Annotated in this window: 17 protein-coding genes; 14 read left to right on the top strand and 3 right to left on the bottom strand. The window is 71.3% G+C overall.

Annotated elements, in window-relative coordinates:
- Positions 1–61 precede the first annotated feature (61 nt).
- From ABTY98_RS31535 to ABTY98_RS31525, 3 genes are all read left to right on the top strand, one after another.
- Positions 62–685, top strand: a complete 624-nt coding sequence (locus ABTY98_RS31535) for a TetR/AcrR family transcriptional regulator (RefSeq protein WP_352224465.1) — start codon at positions 62–64, stop codon at positions 683–685.
- Between the two features lie 82 nt (positions 686–767).
- Positions 768–1,469, top strand: coding sequence for a ribonuclease HII (gene rnhB, locus ABTY98_RS31530; protein ID WP_352224464.1), 702 nt, complete (start codon positions 768–770; stop codon positions 1,467–1,469).
- A 68-nt stretch (positions 1,470–1,537) separates the two neighbouring features.
- Complete coding sequence (locus tag ABTY98_RS31525) at positions 1,538–2,164, top strand: hypothetical protein (RefSeq protein WP_352224463.1); 627 nt, start codon at positions 1,538–1,540, stop codon at positions 2,162–2,164.
- Between the two features lie 317 nt (positions 2,165–2,481).
- Here ABTY98_RS31525 and ABTY98_RS31520 read toward each other — a convergent pair whose 3' ends face one another.
- Positions 2,482–3,102 carry a hypothetical protein gene (locus ABTY98_RS31520; protein ID WP_352224462.1) on the bottom strand — a complete coding sequence of 207 codons (621 nt, stop codon included), beginning with the start codon at positions 3,100–3,102 and terminating at the stop codon, positions 2,482–2,484.
- Positions 3,103–3,385: 283 nt separating this feature from the next.
- Positions 3,386–5,551: a RecQ family ATP-dependent DNA helicase gene (locus tag ABTY98_RS31515; protein WP_352224461.1), complete on the bottom strand. Its 2,166-nt coding sequence runs from the start codon at positions 5,549–5,551 to the stop codon at positions 3,386–3,388.
- 129 nt (positions 5,552–5,680) lie between these two features.
- Between ABTY98_RS31515 and ABTY98_RS31510 the strand changes: the two genes are divergently transcribed.
- The 7 genes from ABTY98_RS31510 to ABTY98_RS31480 all read left to right on the top strand — a co-directional run bounded on the left by ABTY98_RS31510 (position 5,681) and on the right by ABTY98_RS31480 (position 17,604).
- A complete protein-coding gene (locus ABTY98_RS31510; protein ID WP_352224460.1) occupies positions 5,681–7,210 on the top strand; it encodes a DUF4192 domain-containing protein in 1,530 nt (509 codons plus the stop codon).
- A gap of 357 nt (positions 7,211–7,567) precedes the next feature.
- A complete protein-coding gene (locus tag ABTY98_RS31505) occupies positions 7,568–9,679 on the top strand; it encodes a glycogen debranching N-terminal domain-containing protein (RefSeq protein ID WP_352224459.1) in 2,112 nt (703 codons plus the stop codon).
- A gap of 167 nt (positions 9,680–9,846) precedes the next feature.
- Positions 9,847–10,605 carry an NUDIX hydrolase gene (locus ABTY98_RS31500; RefSeq protein ID WP_352224458.1) on the top strand — a complete coding sequence of 253 codons (759 nt, stop codon included), beginning with the start codon at positions 9,847–9,849 and terminating at the stop codon, positions 10,603–10,605.
- Positions 10,606–10,685: 80 nt separating this feature from the next.
- The gene (locus ABTY98_RS31495; protein WP_352224457.1) at positions 10,686–13,490 is read left to right on the top strand and encodes an ABC transporter ATP-binding protein; all 2,805 of its coding nucleotides are present in this window, start codon (positions 10,686–10,688) and stop codon (positions 13,488–13,490) included.
- A gap of 162 nt (positions 13,491–13,652) precedes the next feature.
- The gene (locus tag ABTY98_RS31490; RefSeq protein ID WP_352224456.1) at positions 13,653–14,540 is read left to right on the top strand and encodes a FadR/GntR family transcriptional regulator; all 888 of its coding nucleotides are present in this window, start codon (positions 13,653–13,655) and stop codon (positions 14,538–14,540) included.
- A gap of 522 nt (positions 14,541–15,062) precedes the next feature.
- A complete protein-coding gene (locus tag ABTY98_RS31485) occupies positions 15,063–16,616 on the top strand; it encodes an RNA polymerase sigma factor (RefSeq protein ID WP_352224455.1) in 1,554 nt (517 codons plus the stop codon).
- Between the two features lie 121 nt (positions 16,617–16,737).
- Positions 16,738–17,604: a serine protease gene (locus ABTY98_RS31480; RefSeq protein WP_352224454.1), complete on the top strand. Its 867-nt coding sequence runs from the start codon at positions 16,738–16,740 to the stop codon at positions 17,602–17,604.
- A 102-nt stretch (positions 17,605–17,706) separates the two neighbouring features.
- Here the strand turns inward: ABTY98_RS31480 and ABTY98_RS31475 are convergent, their stop codons facing one another.
- The gene (locus ABTY98_RS31475) at positions 17,707–17,937 is read right to left on the bottom strand and encodes a DUF7455 domain-containing protein (RefSeq protein WP_352224453.1); all 231 of its coding nucleotides are present in this window, start codon (positions 17,935–17,937) and stop codon (positions 17,707–17,709) included.
- Positions 17,938–18,378: 441 nt separating this feature from the next.
- Between ABTY98_RS31475 and ABTY98_RS31470 the strand changes: the two genes are divergently transcribed.
- The 4 genes from ABTY98_RS31470 (at position 18,379) to ABTY98_RS31455 (ending at position 23,496) form a co-directional block, all read left to right on the top strand.
- Complete coding sequence (locus ABTY98_RS31470) at positions 18,379–20,502, top strand: DNA gyrase/topoisomerase IV subunit B (RefSeq protein ID WP_352224452.1); 2,124 nt, start codon at positions 18,379–18,381, stop codon at positions 20,500–20,502.
- A gap of 638 nt (positions 20,503–21,140) precedes the next feature.
- Positions 21,141–21,674 (top strand): DUF1453 domain-containing protein, encoded by a 534-nt coding sequence (locus ABTY98_RS31465; RefSeq protein ID WP_352224451.1) that lies wholly within the window; start codon positions 21,141–21,143, stop codon positions 21,672–21,674.
- A complete protein-coding gene (locus ABTY98_RS31460) occupies positions 21,671–22,822 on the top strand; it encodes a sensor histidine kinase (protein ID WP_352224450.1) in 1,152 nt (383 codons plus the stop codon). Before ABTY98_RS31465 ends, ABTY98_RS31460 begins: the two co-directional genes overlap by 4 nt.
- A complete protein-coding gene (locus tag ABTY98_RS31455; RefSeq protein WP_352224449.1) occupies positions 22,819–23,496 on the top strand; it encodes a response regulator transcription factor in 678 nt (225 codons plus the stop codon). The genes ABTY98_RS31460 and ABTY98_RS31455 overlap by 4 nt, the downstream gene beginning before the upstream one ends.
- Positions 23,497–23,499 lie beyond the last annotated feature (3 nt).

The following is a 23,499-nucleotide window of genomic DNA, read 5'->3' as shown; positions in this document are numbered from 1 at the left end:
CGCGCCGCGCCTCTCCCCGCTCCGCAATCCCCGCTCCCTCTCGCTCGCTGGAGATACTCAGATGGTTACCTCGCGCTGGACTGCCGCTCCTCCTCAGGCGGCCTCCCCTCGTCGGCGCGGTGCGGTCCTCGAACGCGCGATCCTGGACGCCGCCTTGGAGCAGCTCAGCACCGTCGGATGGAACGGCCTCACCATGGAGGGTGTCGCCGCAGGTGCGCAGACCGGGAAGGCAGCCGTGTACCGGCGCTGGCCCTCCAAGGAGGATCTGGTCGCCGACGCGTTGCAGGCCGGTCTGCCACGTTTGGAGGAGGCCCCCGACCTCGGAAGTGTGCGCGAAGACCTGCTGGCCCTGTGCCGGCAGGCCCGGGACGCGATGTTCTCGCGCCCCGGCTTCGCACTGCGATCGGTGATTCACGAATGCGATCCGACGCAGGTCGAGCGGTTCCATTGCGTGATCTTCGACGGCGTCGTAGGGCCGACCACCAAGCTGATCGGTGACATCGTCGCCCGTGGCATAGAGCGGGGGGAGGTGCGCGCCGACGCGGCCAACGACTATGTCCTCGACGCCATTCCGGCGATGATGATGTATCGCAACAAGATTTCCGGAAGCGAATGGAACGACCAGGAGGTCGAGCAGATGATCGACCACTACATGCTTCCGCTGTTGCTGTCGCACCGAGCCTGATCCACCGCTCCGGCGGCCCACGGTTCCGTCGGGTAGGCCGGGGTGTCGTTCGGGGATCAGTGCGGCGTACCCTAAGGGCGCCATGCCGTACGAACCGCCTACTCACACCGTCGAGCGCTCCCTCCGCGCCACGACCGGAGCGAAGGTCATTGCCGGTGTCGACGAAGTGGGGCGCGGCGCTTGGGCCGGCCCTGTCACCGTCTGCGCCGCGGTCACCGGTCTTCGCCGGCCGCCCGAGGGCCTCACCGACTCCAAGCTGCTGGCCGCCAAGCGGCGTACGGAACTTGCCGAGGCGCTGCGGACGTGGGTCACGGCCTACGCCCTGGGTCATGCCTCGCCGGAGGAGATCGACGGCCTCGGGATGACGGCCGCGCTGCGGCTCGCCGCGGTCCGTGCCCTGGAGGCACTCCCGGTCCGTCCCGACGCGATCATCCTCGACGGGAAGCACAACTACCTCGGTGCCCCGTGGCAGGTGCGCACGGTCATCAAGGGTGACCGATTGTGCGTGGCCGTCGCCGCGGCCTCGGTGATCGCCAAAGTTCAGCGCGACAAAATGATGGCCGAACTGGGTATCGACCATGCAGACTTCGGATTTGCGGACAACGCCGGGTATCCGTCGCCTGTGCACAAGGCCGCACTGGAGGAGCGGGGGCCCACCCCGTACCACCGGTTGTCGTGGGCGTATCTTGATGCGCTGCCCCAGTGGCAGCACCTCAAGAAGGTCCGCAGCTGGGCGGAGGGAAGCGTTCCGGAGATCGAGGGTCAGCTCGGCTTCGACTTCTGACGTTCCAGTCGCACTGTTGTGCCACCCAGTTCACGTGACCTGCACCAACGTTTGATAAATATCAGCTCATGCCTCTCATTCCCGAGGAGCCTCAGATTCACGAGAGTGCCCAGGGTCCCCGCGCCACTCCGGCCAGCGGCCGTACCGCGCCGACCCCTCGTCCCGTACCCGGCCCCCGCCCGGCGGCACCGTCGCGTCCCGGTCATCCCGGCCCTCTGCGGCCCACGCCGCCGGTGCAGCGCACGCCGCGTGAGGTGGCCAAGCCAGGCCCGTCCGGCCCGGTCGTGCCCGCCGCGGCAGCGGCGGCCCCGCAGATCCAGCTGATCCCGGCATCGGTCGAGAACGCTCTCGACTCGGCCGAGGAGGCAGTGGACCTGCTTCTCGACTCAGGCCGTGCCCCCGGTGACGTGCTGGTGATCACCACCGGCGCGCAGCATCCGTGGGCCGACCACGAGTTGTCCTTCGGTGAAGCCTCCTACTGGGCGCAGCACGACGCGGGCGACGACGTCTTCTACACGGACGCCGCCGTCGCTTCCCGTGCCGCGAGTCGCCCAGTGGTCGTCGTCGCCCTCAACGGCGGTTCCGACGCCGTCGCCGGCACCGCCCTGCCGCTGGCTCTCTCCCGGGCCGGTGCCCTGCTGATCGTCTGCGGCGACCCGCAGCGGATCAACTCGGTGCTGGGCGCAGGCGTCTGAGCCACCTCCGGCACCTCTGGGACTCCGGAGGTACCGAAGGAGCCGCAGTGACGGACTCGCACGGTGGTGCCTTCGGCATGTCCGGACGTCGGGCGATGGGCACTGACCGTCGTGGAGCGGCCGTTCGGCGGACGGCGGATCCGGAGCGGGCAACGGGCCGGACCTGCCCGAGTGACGGCACGACGGGACGAAGGGCCGTCCTCGGCGGCCCGGAGCACGTCGAGCGACCCGCTGAGCAGGTCGGGCGGCATGACACGCGCGGGGCGCCGCGCCCGGACGGTGCGGGCTCGGCCGGTGCCCCCGGGCCGGGGCCGGCTTCAGCGGGCGGCCGCGCGGCGCAGTACCTCGGAGGCCGCGCCTCCGGTGCGCGGTGGCAGGGGCGCGGCCTCGGACAGCGCGAAGGGTTCGGGAGGCGAGTCGGCGTTCGGACGCCTTCCGCCGCGGCCCTCGCCGAGCACCTGCCAGCCGTCGTGGGTCAGGGTGATGTAGGCCCCGCAGCGCAGCCCGTGCAGGGTGCAGGCGTCCCGTAGCCCCCACATCCAGGCACCGTCCTCCTCCGTCCAACGCGCGTCCCCCTCGCGGCAGTAGAGCAGTACGGCGGTCCGTACCGGGGTACGGCGGCGCAGGTCGTGCGGGATGACCCGGCGAAGCTGGGCCAGCAGCGCGTTGCGGAACATCCAGCCGTCGGCCTGGGCCGAGAGCCGGGTGAACGAGGCGCTGGCGCACAGCCGTTCCTCCGGGTCGAGGACGGCCACGATCGCCGTCCCCGGCTTGGGGCGGTGCCGGGCGTGCAGCCCGCTGACGACCTCACGGGGGTTCCGGAGCAGCGGTATTCCGGCATCGGCCCACTCCGCGGGCTCGAGCAGACGGCTGGCGGAAGCGGCGGACGCGGATGTCGACAACGATGCCGCCGAGGACGGAGCGAATCCGAAGGTCACGTTCCTCCCTTCGGCTACGCGCCCACACAGCGGGCGAGATCGGATTGGGGAGCGCGCACCGCAGTAAGGCCCAACCGGATCACGGACGAGCCGTGCGGGGAGCGGACCTCAATTCTTCCTGTCGAACTTGAATGCGGCAACGAGCAAATGGGGCCACCGACTGTTATCTGATGGTGCGTGGCTTATATCCCTACCCAGTGAGGCACCGGAGGCGCTTTGGGACGTTCGACTACGGCACATGCGTACGTCGCACCCGTTGCCGTATTCAACAGCACCGGGCCGATCAGCCCTGAACGGCCAGGACCAGCGGCAACACCCCGCGCGCCCCGGACCTCCGCAGCATGCGCGCCGCTACCGCCAGCGTCCAGCCGGTCTCGGTGAAGTCGTCCACCAGCAGTACCGGGCCCTGAGCCGCGGAGAGCGCGGCGGCGAGTGCGGATGGCAGGGTCAGCGCACCGTCGAGGGCCTTCAGACGCTGGGCACTGTTGCTGCGCGAGACGCGTGGCGCTTCGCCCGCGTATTCCACGGAACCCAGCAGGGGCAGTCTGCCGATCTCCGCGATGCGGGCGCCCAGGGATTCGATCAGCCGGGGCCTGGAGCGCGAGGCGACCGTGACGACACCCACCGGCCGTGGCTGCGCGTCGGCCACGCCCGGGGCCCATCCGCCCGGGCCCTTTGCCCAGTCGGCCAGCACCTCCACCACCGCATGGGCGACATCGTCCGGCACGGCAGTGTCCGGCGTCTGGGGCGCGAGCAGTGGCCGTAGCCGATTGCCCCACCCGATGTCCGACAACCGCCCCAGGGCCCGACCCGTCGAGGCCTGTTCACCGGCCGGAATGCGTCCCTTGAGATCGATGCCGATGGTCGGCAGGCCGGTCGGCCACATCCGGCGGGGCTCCACCTCGACGCCCGCGCGGCCGAGGTCGACCCGTGCGGCGTCCAGCGCGGACGTGGAGGTGTCCGCCGTGAAGCGCGGCCGCGCGCAGTTGTCGCAGCGGCCGCAGGGTTTCGCGCCCTCGTCGTCGAGTTGGCGCTGCAGGAACTCCATCCGGCAGTCGGAGGTGGCCGCGTACTCGCGCATCGCCTGCTGCTCGGCCGCGCGCTGCCGCGCCACCCAGTCGTAGCGCTCCGCGTCGTACGCCCACGGCTGCCCGGTCGCGATCCACCCGCCCTTGACCCGCTTGACCGCGCCGTCCACGTCGAGAACCTTCAGCATGGTCTCCAGCCGGGAGCGGCGCAGCTCCACCAGCGGCTCCAGCGCGGGCAGCGACACGGGGCCACCGGCCTGGGAGAGGACGTCCAGGGTGCGGCGTACCAGGTCCTCCGACGGGAAGGCGAGCGAGGCGAAGTAGTCCCAGATCGCCTCGTCCTCCCTGCCCGGCAGCAGCAGTACCTCGGCGTGCTCGACACCGCGCCCCGCGCGGCCCACCTGCTGGTAGTAGGCGATGGGGGAGGAGGGCGAGCCCAAGTGCACCACGAACCCGAGGTCGGGCTTGTCGAAGCCCATACCGAGGGCCGAGGTGGCGATCAGCGCCTTGACGCGGTTGCCGATCAGGTCGTCCTCGGCCTGCTGCCGGTCGGCGTTCTCCGTCTTTCCCGTGTACGACGCCACAGCGTGCCCGCGCTGCCGCAGGAAGGCGGTGACCTCTTCGGCGGCGGCCACGGTGAGCGTGTAGACGATGCCGGAACCCGGCAGCTCGTCCAGGTGATCCGCGAGCCACGCCATCCGGTGCGCGGCGTCCGGCAGCCTCAGCACACCCAGGCTCAGGCTCTCCCGGTCCAGCGGACCGCGCAGCACCAGCGCGTCCGAGCCGCCACCGGTGCCGAGCTGCTCCGCGACATCGGCGGTCACACGCGCGTTGGCCGTGGCGGTGGTCGCCAGCACCGGTACACCCGGCGGCAGGTCGGCGAGCATCGTGCGCAGCCGCCGGTAGTCCGGCCGGAAGTCATGGCCCCAATCGGAGATGCAGTGGGCCTCGTCCACGACGAGCAGACCGGTCGCCGCGGCGAGCTTAGGCAGGACCTGGTCGCGGAAGTCGGGGTTGTTGAGGCGCTCCGGGGACACGAGGAGGACGTCGACGCCGCCGGCCGCGATCTCTGCCTGGATGGCCTCCCAGTCCTCGGTGTTGGAGGAGTTGATGGTGCGGGCGTGGATGCCGGCCCGGGCCGCGGCGCCCACCTGGTTGCGCATGAGCGCGAGCAGCGGGGAGACGATGACCGTCGGGCCACTGCCCGCGGCCCGTAGCAGCGAGGTCGCCACGAAGTACACCGCGGACTTGCCCCAGCCGGTGCGCTGGACGACCAGGGCCCGGCGCCGGTCGGCGACCAGTGCCTCGATCGCCCGCCACTGGTCCTCGCGCAACCGGGCCGTGCCCGTGTCGTCGCCGACGAGACGGGCGAGGACGGCGTCCGCCCGCGTCCGGAGTTCCGCGTTGTTCGTGTGCTCCATGCGCCCCATACAACAGGACGGGACCGACAGCCGGGCGAACTGTGGACGAGCGAGATGGCTTTGTCGTGTCCCTGATTCGACTTATCCACAGGTCAACCGGAACCCCAAAATCCGCGAGATCGTCGCGGCATGACGAATCACAGCGAAACCACTGGACCCTCCGAAAACGGCGACATCACAGGAGGTGCGGCGCCCCTCGGCCGATCCGCCCACGACACCCAGATCACCCTGCGCACCCCGGCCGAACTGGCCGACGCACTGCCCTATCTGCTCGGGTACCGTCCCGAGGACAGCATGGTGCTGGTGGCCCTGCACGACTGTGGCGGCCGCGGCCGCTTCGGCGGACGGGCCCGGCTCGGCATCCCCGCGAACAAGGACGACTGGGAATCGGCCGCGCGCCAGCTGGCCCAGGGCCTGATGACGGGCAGCGAGCGCCGCGGAGCGCGCCCCGAGCAGATGGTCGCCTACGTCTGCCAGGAACCCGCGCCCGGTGAAACCGGCAGGGACGTCATGCGCCGGCTCGCACCACTGTCCCACCTGCTGCGCACCGAGTGCGGCCGCCTCGACGTTCCGGTGATCGAGGCGCTGTGCGTCTCGGAAGGCCGCTTCTGGTCGTACTGCTGCCCGGCGGATGAGTGCTGTCCCCCCGAGGGCGCCCCCATGGGCCTGCCCGGCACCTCCGTGCTCGCCGCCGCCGCCACCTACGCCGGGATCCAGGTACGAGGCACCCTGCGCGAGCTCCAGGCCAGGCTGCAGCCCCGGGAGACCGGTGCCGCGCTGGAACAGGAGATCGCCCTGGACAAGGCCGGAATGGCACTGGTGCCCCGTATCCTCGACGACGCATCGCGCGCGGAGGTGGCCGAGGAGACGCTCGCCCTCGCCGAGCGGATCATGAGCCGGTACGCCGCCGCCACCCCGGTGTCCGGCATCCACCAGGCGGACCTCCGTGACGACGCCATGCTCGCCCACGACGAGGCCGCGGTGCTGATCCTCGGACTGCAGGACCGCACGACCCGCGACCGAGCGGCCGCCTGGATGGAGGGCGACGAGGCCGGACCCGCTCTGCGCCTGTGGCGAGCCCTTGCCCGCCGCTGCGTCGGCCCGTACGGCGAACACGCTGCCGCCCCCTTGACACTGGCCGGCTGGGTCGCTTGGTCGACCGGCGACGACCTGGAGGCGCGGGAGGCCCTGGCGATGGCACTGGGTGCGGATGTCGACTACCTCTTCGCCCGCCTGTTGCACCAGGCCTGCAACGAGGGCCTTGACCCGGAGTCGATCCGCCGCTGCCTGCGTACGGAACGCGCGAGGCGCGAGCCGGCGGACAGCACGGCAGCGGGCGCCGACACCGCTCCGGTCGATCCGGGCGCCGACACTGCTCCGGTCGGTCCGGGCGCCGACCAAGAGCCGATCGACGCCTCCGAAACCCGACGTCGTCGCCACCGTCCGCGCACCGGGGACGATCCCGAGGTGCCGCGGCCACGGCCGGAGGGCGCCCGTCCGCGACAGACGGGCGCAGGTCGCACCCGCACTCGCCCCGGTTCGTCCAGGCCGGGTGAAGGCGCCCGCAGCCGCGCGGCGGAGAAGAGGGACACCCGAGGTGGCCGGGCCGCGCGGGAGGACACGCGCACGGGGAAGGGCTGTGGCGAGGGGGACGAATGAACGGGGACCGGCCGTGGGTGGCACACGGACGGGCGTGGGTCGGCCTCTGCCGTCGGGCACGGAACCTCATCGGACTGGGCGGCGCCGTGACTGCCCGCCCTTCGGCCGAGGCGGTGGCGGCCCGTTGGCCTTCGGCGTCCGGAAGTGCAGGCCGACCGGCCCGAACGACGTCTCCGCACACCGTCGCCCGTTTGGGGTTCCGCGGGCGAAGGCGTGACCAGGGGGAGCCCTCCCCCGTTCACCTGAGTGGCGGAACGCCTGGACGGGCCGTGCCGTCGCCCATCCCCCCTCCCTCCGAAGCCCTCCGTCCGGCGCCTGGCACGTCCCAGGCGCACAGAGCGCAGAAGGAGCCTCCCCATGCATCAGTCGACTCCGTCCTCCACCACCGACGACAACCGCCGACTCCGGGACAGCCCGCCGTGGCTCCCGCCGGCAGAGGGCGTCTCGGGACAGCCACGCAACCGCAGAACCCGGCCCACGCCCCCGCGACCGGCTCCCGGTGCCCAGGGCCCGGCACAGGCCGGCGGCTTGCCGCCCACGCACACCGCCCTGATCTGCATCGCGCTGCCCGGCCTCGCTGTCTCCACGGAGCAGGGCCAGCTGGCCGGTCGCGGCCTGGAGGGGTTCTACCGGGCGGGCCGACGGCTGCTCGCGCGCTGCCAGGTCCGTGTCGCCGGCCGCGAACCGCTCCCCGTGCAGGCCCTGATGGCGGGGGCGGACTCCGCCCGCTTCGTGGGCACGCTGCGGGCCTCCCCGGCGGCCGGCCCGGATCCGGACGTCGTCGTAGAGCGGATTCGTCACGCCGAGGGCACCGAGCGCATCACCCTGCACAACTCCGCCCGGCACCCCCTGCGCCTGCCGCTGGAGGTGGCCCTCGGTACCGACCTCGCGGAGCTGAGTGCCATCGCCTCCGGCAGTCCCGGCCCCGAAATCCCGGCCAGCGTCCACGATTCCGGCCTGCGCTGGGCCACCCCCACCGGCAGCTCGGCGGTCACGGCGGACCCACCACCCGCCGACGCGCTGGCCTCCGCTGGACTGCTGCGCTGGGAGTTCGAACTGCCACCGGGCGGAACGGCGAGCGTGGAACTGCGGGTGCGCCCGGACGGCGCGGGCCCCCTGCGTGCCGTGGGGCGCGCCGCCACGAGCCCGGTGGCGCCGGCCAGGGCCGCGGGCGACGACCCGAGGGCCGGGGCGCTGCTCAGGACCAGCGTCGAGGACCTCCAGGCGCTGCTGCTCCGCGACCCGGCGCACCCCTCCGACACCTACCTCGCGGCCGGGGCTCCCTGGCGCTGTGGTCTGGCCCCCGCCGAGGCGCTGGCAGCCGCGCGGATGACCCTGCCCCTCGGCACCCGCCTCGCCACGGGCACCCTGCGCACTCTGGCCCGCACCCAACTCCGCGGCCCGGGACCGCGGGCCGGCATGATCCCCGGCCCGCGCCGCGACGCCGGGGCACATCTGCCACCGGGCTGCACGGGTACGGAGGCGACCCTGCTCTTCCCCGTCCTGCTGGCGGAGGCCCGCCGCTGGGGGCTCCCGGACCAGGAGACGCGAGAGCTGCTGCCCGCCGCAGAGCACTGCCTGACCTGGCTGCGCACCACGGTGGGCGACCACACCTACCTCTGCGACCCGCAGCCCGGCGGCCCTGCACGCAGCGAGACGCAGGCCCACGCCCACCGGGCGGCACTGCTCGGCGCCGATCTCCTCGACGCGTATGACCGGCCCGGCGGCGCCGCACTGCGGCATTGGGCAGGGGAGCTGAGGAAGGCGTTCCGGACGGACTTCTGGGCCGATGACAGAGGCGGCGGCCGTCCGGCGGCGGCGCGGACCCCGGACGGCCGCACCCTGACCCACCTCGGTTCTGCCGTCGTCCACCTGCTCGACACCGGCCTGCTCGGCGCGGGCAGACCGGCCGCCGGCCTGCTCGACAAGGTGCAGACCGAGCAGCTCGCCCGGCTGCTCGGCGGTCCGGCCATGGACTCGGGGTGGGGGCTGCGCGGACTGGGGGCCAAGGAGACGGGACACAATCCGTTCGGTCACCGGGCCGGCGCCGTCCGGGTCCACGAGACGGCACTCGCCGTCGCCGGGCTCGCCGCCGCGGGCTACGAGAAGGAGGCGGGCGGGCTGCTACGCGGCCTGCTGGCGGCGGCCGAGCACTTCGGCCACCGGCTGCCCGAGATGTTCGCCGGTGAGCAGCGTACCGACGGGGGCGTCCCCCTTCCGCACCCCGCGGCCTGTCGTCCGGCGGCCACGGCGGCCGCCTCCGGGGTTCTGCTCCTCACCACGCTCGCCGGCATCCGCCCCGACGCCCCGGCCGGGACCGTCACCCTCCGGCCTGTCCACAGCGCACCCCTGGGCGAGCTCGGCCTGACCGGCCTGCGGGTGGCCGGCGCGCCCTTCTCGGTACGGGTCAGCAGACTCGGCCTGGCCATGGTGGAGGAGGCCGCGGACGGCCTGCAGTTGGGGGTGTGACCCCTTGGGCAACCTTGCGTGACGTGCCCGTCATGACGAACGGGCGGCCGGACGCCAAACGCCCTACCGGAACGGACCGAGGGCGCATACCGGAGCGACGTGGATCAGCCGTCGAAGCGGGTGACGAAGGGAGTGTTTATCGTCAGGCAGACGACTATGATCACGGCATGCCCTACGACCCGTCAGCCTTTCCGCCCTTCGCCGTCACCGTGGACCTGGTCGTGCTGACTGTGCGCCGCCATGCACTGTGCGCGCTGGCGGTACGCAGAGGCGAGCAGCCGTTCCAGGGGCGCTGGGCGCTGCCGGGCGGCTTCGTGCGGGCCGACGAGGATCTCGCGCAGGCGGCGGCGCGGGAACTCGCGGAGGAGACCGGGCTGCGCGCTCACGACCCCGACGCCCCCGCCCAGGACGGCGGAGCCCACCTGGAGCAGCTGGCGACCTACGGTGACCCCAAGCGGGACCCCCGGATGCGCGTGGTCAGCGTCGCTCACCTCGCCCTGGCCCCCGACCTTCCCGCGCCCCGCGCGGGCGGCGACGCCAGCAACGCGCGCTGGGCACCGGTCGAGGAACTGCTCGCGCAGGGTGGCTACGGCCGGGAGGGCGAGCCCGTCGCGCCGCTCGCCTTCGACCATGCGCAGATTCTGTCCGACGGGGTGGAGCGCGCCCGCTCCAAGATCGAATACTCGTCCCTGGCCACCGCGTTCTGCACGCCCGAGTTCACGGTCGGTGAGCTGCGCCGGGTCTATGAGGCGGTGTGGGGCGTGGCACTCGACCCGCGCAACTTCCATCGCAAGGTGACCGGAACCCCCGGCTTCCTCGTCCCCACCGGCGGCACGACCACTCGTCAGGGCGGCCGTCCGGCCCAGCTCTTCCGCGCCGGTGGCGCCACTCTGCTCAACCCGCCGATGCTGCGACCCGAGGTCTGAACCGCCCGACAGCGCGAACCCTGCCGGGTTAAACCCTTCTATACCTGGAAAAACGGTCATTCCGCGCTATCTTCCCTAAGGTGATCGAGGCCTTCGGACTGACCAGCAATCCCCGCAAGGCGCACCCGCCCGCCGTCGACGACGTGACCTTCGAAGCGTGCGCGGGGCGCGTCACCGCGCTCCTGGGCGAGGCGGGCGCGGGCAAGACCACGGCGCTCAGACTGATGCTCGAACTCCAACCGGGCCGTGGAATCGCCTACTTCAGGGGTCGCCCCCTGCATCGCATCGCCCACCCGGCGCGTGAGGTCGGCGTGCTCCTCGGTGATGTCCCCGGTCACCCGGCCCGCTCCGTCCGCGGCCATCTGCGCATGTTGTGCGCGGCGACCGGAGTCCCGGTCCGGCGTGCAGACGAAGTACTCGAAGCGGTCGGGCTCGTCAGCCTGCGCGAGGAGCGCCTGGGCACGCTGTCACGCGGCGTGGACCGCCGGCTGGGCCTGGCCTGCGCCCTGCTCCCCGACCCCCACACCCTCGTCCTGGACGAACCCGCGCACGGTCTCTCCGCCCGTGAGGGCCGCTGGCTGCACCGCATGCTCCAGGCGCACGCCGCGCAGGGTGGCACGGTCCTGTTCACCACCTCAGACCCCAAGGAGGCGGCCCGCGCCGCGGACCGGGTGGTCACCCTGGAGGCCGGCAGGCTCGTCGCGGACCAGGAGGCCACCGACTTCGCCCGCACCCGGCTGCGCCCACGTGTGGCCGTCCGAAGCCCCCACGCCGTCCGGCTCGCCGCCCTTCTCACCAAGGAGGCCCGCACGGCCCACCGCTCCGTGGAGGTAGTAAGCGAAGGGGGTAACCGTCTGTCGGTGTACGGCAGCACGACGGCCGAGGTCGGCGAGACCGCGTTCCGCCACGGCATCCTCGTGCACCAACTCGCCGACGAGGTCGGCGACATGGGAGCGGGCGCCGGAACGGAGCCGTCGACGCATGCCGTACCGGAGGCCGTACGACGGCACCGGAGCGTAAGCGAGCCGGCTGCGGCGGACGGGGCTCGGACGGCGGACGAACGCCGGACGGCGGACGAGGCGCCGACCACTGGGCGGTGGGACATGCCCGGCGCCGATCGACGCCAGGACGCGGGAGGTTCCCCGGTCACCCCACAGCCACGGGTGTCGGCCGCCCAGAGGCCCGTGAGCCAGGCGCGCGCCACCGGCAAGGAGTCCGGCCCGGATCGGTCTTCGAACGCAGTGGAGCCGTCCGTCACGGCTGAAGAGCAGCCGCCCGCGCCCACCGGGGCGCTCGCCGACGGCCCGGCGGCCGCGCCAAGGTCTTCGCACGCGGAACCGCCTGGAGTCGCCCTTGCCACCGAGGCCCCGACCGCCGCGGTCTCGGCCCAATCGACAGGCGCCTCCGCAACTACCCGGCCGTCGGCCACCGCCACGTCTTCACAGCCTCAGGCCCCGGCCACATCACCCGAACCGCCGGCCCACGCAACACCCCCGGACCCGGTTTCCGCCACCGTCCCGGCTCAGCCACCGTCCGCATCCGATTCCGCCCAGCCCTCGGCCGCTGCCGCCTCCGCCCGCCCGACAGTCGCCACGGCCTCCGCCCGGCCATCAGCTGGCGCCGCCTCCGCTCACACCTCGGCCGCTGGCGCCTCTACGCACCCCTCGGCCACTGCCGCCTCCGCCCGCCCGACAGGTGCCACGGCCTCCGCCCGGCAGCCGGCCTCCGCCGTAGTCGACCAACCGCAGGCCCCCGCCGTATCCCCCCAGTCACCGACCCGCTCCGTTCCAGGCGATTCCTCCGCCCTCCTTGCCTCTCCGCAGTCACCGACCGGCGCCGTGCCCGACGAAGCCCCCGCCGCCCAGCAGCCGCAGCCACAGCCTGGCGAAGCCGCCACTGCCCCGCACCCTGCCAACCAGCCGCAGTCGCAACCCGGCGAGGCCCCCACCACCACCCATCTCCCGGCCAAACAGCCGCAGCCGAAGCCACGGCCCGGTGAAATCCCGACAGTCGGCGATGACCCCGCCCTGACCCCGGTCGGGCCCGCGTGGCGGGGCGAAGCCGTCGCTCTGGACGACCTGTCCCCGCTCCCACCCGCCATCTCCGTCCGCCCTGCCCCCAGCCCCCTCCGCCCCCTGCGCTACGAGCTCCGACGGGCCGCCGGGGTCGGTACGGGCTTTGTCACCTGCGGTGCCGTCCTGGTGGTGTCCGCCCTCATCGCCGTCCTGCTCGCCCGGCTCGGGCACACCCCGCAGGCCCGGCTGTTCGCCGCCTGGCCGCGGGAGCTGCCGCTGCCCCCCGCGGCGCTCGGCGCGGGGCTGCTCGGGGCGCTGGCCTTCGGAGACGAGTTCCGCCACCCCGCGCTTGCGGCGGACCGCGGCACCGTGCCCCGCCGGCTGGGGCTGCTCACCGCGAAGCTGGTGGTCTCCGGAGCCACCGCGGTGCTGCTCTCGTTCCTCACCCTGGGCTGCGACGCCGAAATGCTCTATCTCGTCTACGGTCGGGAACTCGCGAAGGTTCCCGCTGACTGGCTTCCGCTGACCGCGAGTTGGTTCGGACTGGTCCTCGGCTGTGCCTGGGCCGGTGTGCTGGCCGCGGGCGTCTTCCGGTCCACCACGGCCGGTCTCGCCGCGGTGCTCGCCGTACCCGTGCTCGTCGTGCCCGTCGTACACAAGGTGCTGCAGGGACCGGGTGTGCGGATGGCCGCCGGACTCCCGACGCGGATGCGGGAGACGTTCCTGCTGCAGTGGCCCTTCGGAGGCGAGCGCTATCTCGTCGCTGCCATCCGGGTACTCGCCCAACCCGTGGGCGGGGCATTGGCGTTGTCGCTGACCGCGCTGCTCTGCGCGTACCTGTTCACCACCCTGCGAGCCAGACTTCGATGACCACGGACCGGGCGCTTCCGATCCCGCCGTGCACACAACTCCCTGAAGAAAGGGCATTTCTTTCCGATAAGGCGTCAATTGCGATGGGGTGAGCGATCACCCTTTCGTGTGCTTTTCACCAAAGACCTCAAGGGAGTTGGAGGCAGCGCCGACAAAGGATCCGTGAGTACCCTTGCGCACACCATGATGACCGCCGCCCGCTCCGCAGACTCTGGTCTGGTCGGCCCGGGCGAACTCGACCGCTACCCCTACGCGGACGCCCCCACCCCCGATCGTGTCGGGGCGCCCTCCTGGGAGGGCCCGGATCCGGAGCTGGGCCGTGTGGGCCGACGTGCCGCGGGCAGCCGCGGCCGCGGACTGCACGGTCAACTCGTTCAACAGCTGGGTCAGATGATCGTCTCCGGCGACCTGGGCGCGGACCGCCCGCTGGTGCCCGAGGAGATCGGCCAGCGTTTCGAGGTCTCCCGCACCGTAGTCCGTGAGTCCCTTCGGGTCCTGGAGGCCAAGGGCCTGGTCAGCGCCCGCCCGAACGTCGGCACGCGCGTGCGTCCCGTCAGTGACTGGAACCTCCTCGACCCCGACATCATCGAGTGGCGCGCCTTCGGGCCGCAGCGCGACGACCAGCGCCGTGAGCTCAGCGAGCTGCGCTGGACGATCGAGCCACTCGCCGCCCGGCTCGCCGCCGGGCACGGGCGCGAGGACGTCCAGCAGCGTCTGTCCGACATGGTCGAGATCATGAGCCACGCGATGGCGCAGGGCGACGCGCTGACGTTCTCGCGCGCGGACGCCGAGTTCCACTCGATGCTCATCCAGATCGCGGGCAACCGCATGCTGGAGCACCTCTCCGGCATCGTGACGGCGGCCCTCCAGGTCTCCGGTGGCCCGTTCACCGGCTGTGAGCGGCCGAACGAGACGTCCCTGGCCCAGCACGCGCGGATCGTCGACGCGCTCGGCACCGGCGACGGCGCGGCGGCAGAGTCGGCCATGCGTCAACTGCTCACCGTCCACCCCGAGGTCGAGCGCGTGGTGCCTGCCCCGCGTGAGCACTGACCCTCGTCGAGAGCGGTGTGCTCGGTCGGTTCCGCGCGCCAGGGGCGCAGTCGGCCTCGGACCCCGCTTCCGCCGGACCTCGCCGGAGCCCTCGGGGCTCCGGCGAGGTCCGGCGGCGGGGCGCGCGTGCAGCGGTCGTATGACGGGCACCGCAACGGTCGAGCGTGACAGGCACCGCAACGGTCGAGCGGTGTGTGTCAGGCCCGTGGCGGTCGTACGGCGAACCCGCTGCCGTCCGGAACAGTGCTGAGAGATCGTTGGCGACAACCTCTGCCCATGTCTGACCGTTTTTGAGCGCTTACGGGGTGTGACTCGGGCCACGTAGATTGGGCGTAACGCTCTTGCGAACAGCGCGATGACCTAAGAGGTGACAGTCGCGGAGGGAATACGGACGCCATTCATGGCGCTGTGTATCTTCCCGGCCCCCGCCCGCGCCGTCGGCCCATCCCCAAGCCGGCGGTCGGCTCCGGTCCGTCCAGGACGGGGCCGGAAGCCGTTTTCCAACGTTCCGAGAGGTTGTTCGTGTCGGCCAGCACATCCCGTACGCTCCCGCCGGAGATCGCCGAGTCCGTCTCTGTCATGGCTCTCATTGAGCAGGGAAAGGCTGAGGGGCAGATCGCCGGCGACGATGTGCGTCGGGCCTTCGAAGCTGACCAGATTCCGGCCACTCAGTGGAAGAACGTACTGCGCAGCCTCAACCAGATCCTTGAGGAAGAGGGTGTGACGCTGATGGTCAGTGCCGCGGAGCCCAAGCGCACCCGAAAGAGCGTCGCAGCGAAGAGTCCGGCCAAGCGCACCGCCACCAAGACGGTCGCGGCGAAGACGGTGACCGCCCGGAAGGCCACCGCCACGGCCGCCCCTGCCGTACCCGCCGGAACCGACGATCCGGCCGAGGAGGCGGAGCCCATGAAGAAGGCCGCTGCCGCCAAGAAGGCCGCCCCCACCGCCAAGAAGGCGGCCGCGAAGAAGACTGCGACCGCCGCGAAGAAGACGGTGCCGGCGAAGAAGACCACCGCCAAGAAGGACGACGCCGAGATTCCTGAGGAAGAGGTCCTCGAGGAGCCCAAGGCGGGAGCCGACGAGCCCGAGGGCACCGAGAGCGCGGGCTTCGTCCTGTCCGACGAGGACGAGGACGACGCGCCGGCGCAGCAGGTCGCCGCGGCCGGTGCCACCGCCGACCCGGTCAAGGACTACCTCAAGCAGATCGGCAAGGTCCCGCTGCTCAATGCAGAGCAGGAGGTCGAGCTCGCCAAGCGCATCGAGGCCGGTCTGTTCGCCGAGGACAAGCTGGCCAACGCCGACAAGCTGGCGCCGAAGCTCAAGCGCGAGCTGGAGATCATTGCCGAGGACGGCCGCCGCGCCAAGAACCACCTCCTGGAGGCCAACCTCCGTCTGGTGGTCTCCCTGGCCAAGCGGTACACCGGCCGCGGCATGCTCTTCCTGGACCTCATCCAGGAGGGCAACCTCGGTCTGATCCGCGCGGTCGAGAAGTTCGACTACACCAAGGGCTACAAGTTCTCCACGTACGCCACCTGGTGGATCCGTCAGGCGATCACCCGCGCCATGGCCGACCAGGCCCGCACCATCCGTATCCCGGTGCACATGGTCGAGGTCATCAACAAGCTCGCGCGTGTGCAGCGCCAGATGCTCCAGGACCTGGGCCGTGAGCCCACTCCGGAGGAGCTGGCCAAGGAGCTCGACATGACCCCCGAGAAGGTCATCGAGGTCCAGAAGTATGGCCGTGAGCCCATCTCCCTGCACACTCCGCTGGGTGAGGACGGTGACAGCGAGTTCGGTGACCTCATCGAGGACTCCGAGGCCGTCGTCCCCGCCGACGCCGTCAGCTTCACGCTCCTCCAGGAGCAGCTGCACTCGGTGCTGGACACCCTGTCCGAGCGCGAGGCCGGTGTCGTCTCCATGCGGTTCGGTCTCACCGACGGTCAGCCGAAGACCCTCGACGAGATCGGCAAGGTCTACGGCGTCACGCGTGAGCGCATCCGCCAGATCGAGTCCAAGACCATGTCGAAGCTGCGCCACCCGTCGCGTTCCCAGGTGCTGCGCGACTACCTCGACTAGGTCGCGGACGTACGAAGTCGAAGGCCCGGCTCCCCACGGGGGAGCCGGGCCTTCGGGCTGCGGGTCGCGATGCACTGGATGACTCTGGGTGTCCTGGTACCACCCAGAGTGAGGAGTGTGCATGCGCCGTCCCTTTGCCCCGGTCCTGATCCGACCGCTGATCCTGGCGGCCGTCGCCGCCGTAATACCGCTGGCCGGCCCGCCTCCGGCAGCCGCCGACAGCGTTGTCGTCGGAGGGTTTCCCGTCGATGTCTCCCAGACTCCCTGGACGGTCGCGCTGTCCAGCCGTGACCGGTTCGGGGGTACGCGGGCCGGTCAGTTCTGCGGCGGAGTGGCGATCGGCCGGACCACGGTGCTCACCGCCGCCCACTGCCTGGCCGACGACGTGATCGGAGGGCCCTCCGACCGGGTGCGCGATCTCAAGGTCATCGCGGGCCGTACGGATCTGCTCTCGGTGCAGGGCCAGGAGATCCCGGTGACCGTCGCCCGGGTCAATCCGCGCTACGACGCCGATGCGAACACCGGCGACTTCGCCGTGCTCACCCTCGCCCAGCCCCTGCCGGCCGACGCCGTCGTCACGATGGCCGCCAAGGGCGACGCCGCCTACCGGCCCGGCACCGGTGCCCTGGTCACCGGATGGGGCGACATCTCGGGCGGCGGTGACTACACGCGCCGGCTGTATGCGGCGCAGGTCCATGTGCTGCCCGACAAGACGTGCGAGCGGGCCTATCCCGGAGGCCCCGACGGCACCTACCGGGCGGATTCCATGGTGTGCGCCGGGGAGGCGCTGGGTGGTCCAGACGCCTGCCAGGGGGACAGCGGGGGACCGCTGGTCGCCGAGGGGCGGCTGATCGGACTCGTGTCGTGGGGCAGCGGCTGCGGGCGCCCGGGAAGCCCCGGCGTCTATACGCGCGTCTCCGAGGTCGTGCGAGCACTGGGGTGGGACGGTGCCCGCAGTGGCTCAGGGGGACCCCACAAGCCCTCCTGAGGGCCGCTGCGGGGAACATGACGACGGGCGGCCGCTCCCCCGAGGGAGCGGCCGCCCGTTCACCGGTCTGGGCCGGAGCTGGCTCGTCGTGTGTGCGAGAGGTCAGCGCTCATCTTCGGAGTCGTTGTTCGGAACGGACGTCAGCCGCTCCGTCTCGTCCTGTATCTCAGCGGCGATCTTCTTGAGTTCCGGCTCGAACTTGCGACCGTGGTGGGCGCAGAAGAGCAGTTCTCCGCCGCTGAGCAGCACGACGCGCAGGTATGCCTGGGCGCCGCAGCGGTCGCAGCGATCGGCGGCCGTCAGGTGGCTCGCGGGGGTCAGAACAGTAGTCACGTCGCCTCTTCTCTAGCTCGACGAGCTGTCGTACCAGGGTCAACATCCAACCAGCCCGAAAACGTTCCCGCTCGGGGCTTCTCCTCGAAAAAAATCTTTCGAGGTGGCCGTCTGCTGCCGGTTGGCGGCGAATGTGCCGTATTGCGTCGTCTTCGGTGCTTACGGGTTCGCGCGGTTCATCGGTCTCATCCTCCCGGCCGGGTTGCCGGTTGTTTGTGAGGACGTGCCCGGAGCCTAAATGGTTCATGCCTCGAAGGGAACGTGATATGTACTTCACTCCATCGAGGGATCGAACACGCATGCGACCCTGGACTAGTGTGAGTCCCCGACGAGGGTGGCGTTACAACGGCTCTACCAGGCCTCGGTACCCTCTGAACGGCGACCGAAGCCGGCCCCTTACCCAAAAGGGGCTTCACTGAAATTCAGCGAGGAGCGAACCGCGTGACCGCCGATACGTCCGTGCCGTCCACAGCGCTGCTGGCAGGAGCAGACCGGGACGGTTCCAACTACACCGCGCGGCACCTGCTCGTCCTCGAGGGCCTCGAAGCAGTGCGCAAGCGCCCGGGTATGTACATCGGCTCGACCGACAGTCGCGGTCTGATGCACTGCCTGTGGGAGATCATCGACAACGCCGTGGACGAGGCCCTGGGCGGCTACGGCGACCACATCGAGGTCATCCTCCACGACGACCTCTCCGTCGAGGTCCGGGACAACGGCCGCGGTATCCCCGTGGACGTCGAGCCCAAGACCGGCCTGTCCGGCGTCGAGGTCGTCATGACCAAGCTGCACGCCGGCGGCAAGTTCGGCGGCGGCTCCTACGCGGCCTCCGGCGGTCTGCACGGCGTCGGCGCCTCCGTGGTCAACGCGCTCTCCGCGCGGCTCGACGTCGAGGTGGACCGCGGCGGCCATGTGCACGCGATCAGCTTCCGCCGCGGTGCCCCGGGCGCCTTCGCCGGCGACGGCCCGGACGCGAAGTTCGAGGCCAAGAGCGGACTGCGCAAGACCAAGAAGATCCCCAAGACGCGCAGTGGCACGCGCGTGCGTTACTGGGCCGACCGCCAGATCTTCCTCAAGGACGCCAAGCTCACTCTGGAGACCCTCCACCAGCGCGCCCGGCAGACCGCGTTCCTGGTGCCCGGACTGACGATCGTCGTCCGTGACGAGTACGGCCTCGGCGCGGACGGCAGCAAGGGCGAGGAGTCCTTCCGCTTCGACGGCGGCATCAGCGAGTTCTGCGAGTACCTGGCCACCGACAAGCCGGTCTGCGACGTCCTCCGCTTCTCCGGGCAGGGCACCTTCAAGGAGACCGTCCCGGTCCTGGACGACCACGGCCAGATGACCCCCACCGAGGTCACCCGCGAACTCGGCGTCGACGTGGCGCTGCGCTGGGGCACCGGTTACGACACGACCCTGAGGTCGTTCGTCAACATCATCGCCACGCCCAAGGGCGGTACCCACATGGCCGGCTTCGAGCAGGCCGTCCGAGAGACCCTCAACGAGGTGTTGCGCGCCAAGAAACTGCTGCGCGTCGCAGAGGACGACATCGTCAAGGACGACGCCCTGGAGGGCCTCACCGCCGTCGTCACCGTCCGCCTTGCCGAGCCGCAGTTCGAGGGCCAGACCAAGGAGGTCCTCGGCACCTCGGCCGCCCGCCGGATCGTGAACAACGTGGTCACCAAGGAACTGAAGGCGTTCCTCACCTCCACCAAGCGTGACGCGGCCGCCCAGGCCCGCGTGGTCCTGGAGAAGGTGGTCGCCGCCGCGCGGACCCGCATCGCCGCGCGCCAGCACAAGGACGCGCAGCGCCGGAAGACGGCCCTGGAGTCCTCGTCCCTGCCGGCCAAGCTCGCCGACTGCCGCAGCGACGACGTCGAGCGCAGCGAGCTCTTCATCGTCGAGGGGGACTCCGCGCTCGGTACGGCGAAGCTGGCCCGGAACTCGGAGTTCCAGGCGCTGCTGCCGATCCGGGGCAAGATCCTCAACGTTCAGCGGTCCTCGGTGACGGACATGCTCAAGAACGCCGAGTGCGGCGCGATCATTCAGGTCATAGGGGCAGGCTCCGGCCGCACCTTCGACATCGACGCGGCCCGCTACGGCAAGATCATCATGATGACCGACGCCGATGTCGACGGCTCGCACATCCGCTGCCTGCTGCTGACGCTGTTCCAGCGCTACATGCGGCCCATGGTGGAGGCCGGCCGGGTCTTCGCGGCGGTGCCACCGCTGCACCGCGTCGAGATCGTCCAGCCGAAGAAGGGCCAGGACAAGTACGTCTACACGTACTCGGACCGTGAGCTGCGCGACAAGCTCATGGAGTTCCAGAGCAAGGGCATCCGGTACAAGGACTCCATCCAGCGCTACAAGGGTCTCGGCGAGATGGACGCCGACCAGCTGGCCGAGACGACCATGGACCCGCGCCACCGCACCCTGCGGCGGATCAACCTCTCCGACCTCGAAGCGGCCGAGCAGGTCTTCGACCTGCTGATGGGCAACGACGTGGCTCCCCGGAAGGAGTTCATCTCCGGCTCGGCGGCGACGCTGGACCGGTCGCGGATCGACGCGTAGCCGCTGCGCCGGGCTTTGGACGAAGGGGCGGTGGGCCGGCGTCGGTAGGTCGGGCGGGGCGGGCGCGGGCTGGGCGGCGGTGGGGCATGGCGGGGTGGGTCGCGCGGTGGTGACGGTGGGGCCGGGCGGTGGTGGAGACTGGGCGTTTGCGAGCATGCGTGCTGACCGGCCTCAACGGGGGGCTCGCCCGATTTCCACGCTCGTGTTCCATTGACTGGTCGAGGGGGCGTGCACGGACCCCGGGCCCTTGGGCAAGGGCCCCGTCGGCCTGACCCGGGAGACGTCCGCCGACCGTCCCACGAGTCACCAACCGGCTATCCCACGAGACACCCGCCGCTCGGGTTATCCCTCGCCTGCCGCTCGTCGGCATTCGCCCGTCGCCCCCCCACGTACCCGCCCCGTGTGCCCGCCGCTCCCCATGTGCCAGCCGCCCCCCATGTGCCCGCCGTCCGCCACGCGTCAGCCGTCCCCGCGGCCCTCCGCATGGTTCTCCACCCTTGGGTGGAGAGATCCCGCTCGTCGGATTCCACCCGTGATCCACCCGTGCTCCGATCTGCTGACCTGCGCGTTTCCGTAGCTTCGAAGGTGTCGGCAGCTCCCGCTCCCGACACGGCCCCTTCCCGCTCACGGAGGCTCTGATGTCCGGGCTCGTCAACGCGTTGCTGATCGTGGCAGTCATCGTCGTGGTGATCGTGCGCCAGTTCCGTGCCCGCCCGATCAACACCGGCCGGCGCTGGTGGCTACTGCCCGTGGTCCTCGCGGTCGTCGCGCTGCGCGAACCCGGCATACTCGACGCCCATCACCGCGCCGAATCCGCCCTGCTGCTCGGTATGGAATTGCTTGTGGGGCTGGTCATGGGTGCCGCCTGGGCCTGGACCACCCGGGTGTGGACGGAGCCCGATGGGGTCGTATGGACGAAGAGCACCAAGGCCAGCGCGGTCGTCTGGTTCGTCGGGATAGCCGTGCGCGTCGGTCTCGTCGGCCTCGGCGCCCTCGCCGGCGTCCATCAGGACAGCTCGGCGCTCATGCTCGGACTGGCGGTCACTCTGCTGGTTCGCGCCGGCATCCTCGTCTGGCGTGCGCAGTCGCTCCCCTCCGGGCCGTCCGCGGATGGCCCCGCCCGGGCTTACGGTGGCGGCATGGCACGGGTCACCAGGAAGGAAGGCGTGTGACGGAGAACGTCTGGACGCGCTGGCCCTCGCGCGAAGCGCTGAGCCGCGCGGGTATCTCCCGGCCCCGGCGCATGCTCGCCTGGGCCGTGCGGCTGGTGATCCTCGCCCTCCTGCTGTGGAGCGCTTTCAACCAGTCGCACATCCACGGCTGGGACGTAGCCGCGGCCGTGGCGGGTGTCGTCGTGACCGCCGTGGCCTCCTGGGGCTTCTACCGGACCACCTACGCCCACCGGCTCGTGCCCTCCCTGGTCCTCATCGGTGTCCTTCTGGCCGCCGCGGTCGCTGCGGAGGCCAACGGGCTCCGGGGACCGGCCCTCGTGATCTGGTGTGGCTGCGGCATCGCCGCACTGGAGCGGCTGCCGATCGCGATCGCGGTGCCCGTCGCGTCCGTGGCCCTGGCTTCGTACTCCGCGTTCAACAACGACGTGTGGCTGACCACCGCGGCCACCGTCGTCGGAATGGCTCTCGCCGGCTACGTGATGAGACTCGACGCCGAGGCCCGGGGCCACGCGCAGCGACTGCTGACCCAGGAACGCGCGGCGAGAGCGGCCGAGGCGGAGTCGGCGGCGCTCGCGGAGCGGGCCAGGATCGCGCGGGAGATCCACGATGTGCTGGCCCACAGCCTCTCGGCCCAGATGGTGCACCTGGAGGCGGCGCGGCTGCTGATCGAGCGCGGAGCCGACCGGGAGCAGATTCTCGAACGCGTCGTGGCCGCCCGGGGAATGGCCCGGGACGGACTCGCCGAGACCCGTCAGGCGCTGTCCGCTCTGCGCGGCGAGCTGAGCCCGCTGGAGGAGTTCCTCACGGAGATCGTCGGTTCCACCGACGGCGCCGAGGTCACCGTCACAGGTGAACGCAGGCCCCTGCCCGCAGAGGCGTCGCAGACCGTACGACGCGTCGCCCAGGAGGCGCTGACGAACGTCCGCAAGCACGCCTACGGCGCCAAGGTGGAGGTACGGCTGGACTACCAGGAGCACGAAGTGACCCTGAACGTAAGGGACTCGGGCGGCCGTCCCGGCGAACTGACCGGCGCCGGCGGCGGGTACGGTCTGCTGGGTATGCGGGAGCGGGCCGAGTTGCTGGGCGGGTCGCTGGAGGCAGGGCGTGACGACGAGGGGTTCGAGGTGAAGTTGAGGGTGCCCGTATGACGGAGGGGGAGAAGAAGCCCGCGCGGGTCGTGGTCGCCGATGACCAGACCGTGGTCAGGGAGGGCATCGTGATGCTCCTTGGTCTGCTGCCCGGCGTCGAGGTCGTGGGAGCGGCGGGCGACGGGGAGGAGGCGGTGCGGCTGGTCGCCGAACTCGCCCCGGACGTGGTGCTGATGGACCTGCGGATGCCGCGCTGCGACGGTGTGGAGGCGACCCGGCGGATCAGGTCCGAGTACCCCGGGACCCAGGTCGTGGTGCTCACCACGTTCGCGGACGACGACTCGTTGTTCCCGGCGCTGAAAGCAGGCGCGCGTGGCTACCTCACCAAGGATGCGGGCGGCGACGAGATCGTGCGGGCGGTGGAGAGCGTGCTCTCGGGGGAGGCGGGGCTGTCGCCGAGCATCCAACGGCGGCTGCTGGAAAGGCTGTCGCAGCCCGAGCCGGCGCCCGTGGCCGCCGAGGCGCCCGACGGGCTGACCGCGCGGGAGACCGAGGTCCTGGTGCTGATCGCCGACGGGCTCACCAACCAGGAGATCGCCCGCAGGCTGCACGTGTCCACCGCGACCGTGAAGACACACATCAACAACCTGTTCGCGAAGACGGGCCTCAAGGACCGGGCCCAGGCGGTGCGTTACGCCTATGGGAAGGGATTGGTGCGGCCACCAGCGGATTGAGTC

This window comes from Streptomyces sp. NPDC096040 (assembly GCF_040303265.1).
Lineage (GTDB): Bacteria > Actinomycetota > Actinomycetes > Streptomycetales > Streptomycetaceae > Streptomyces.
This window is presented reverse-complemented; position numbering and strand designations above follow the sequence as displayed.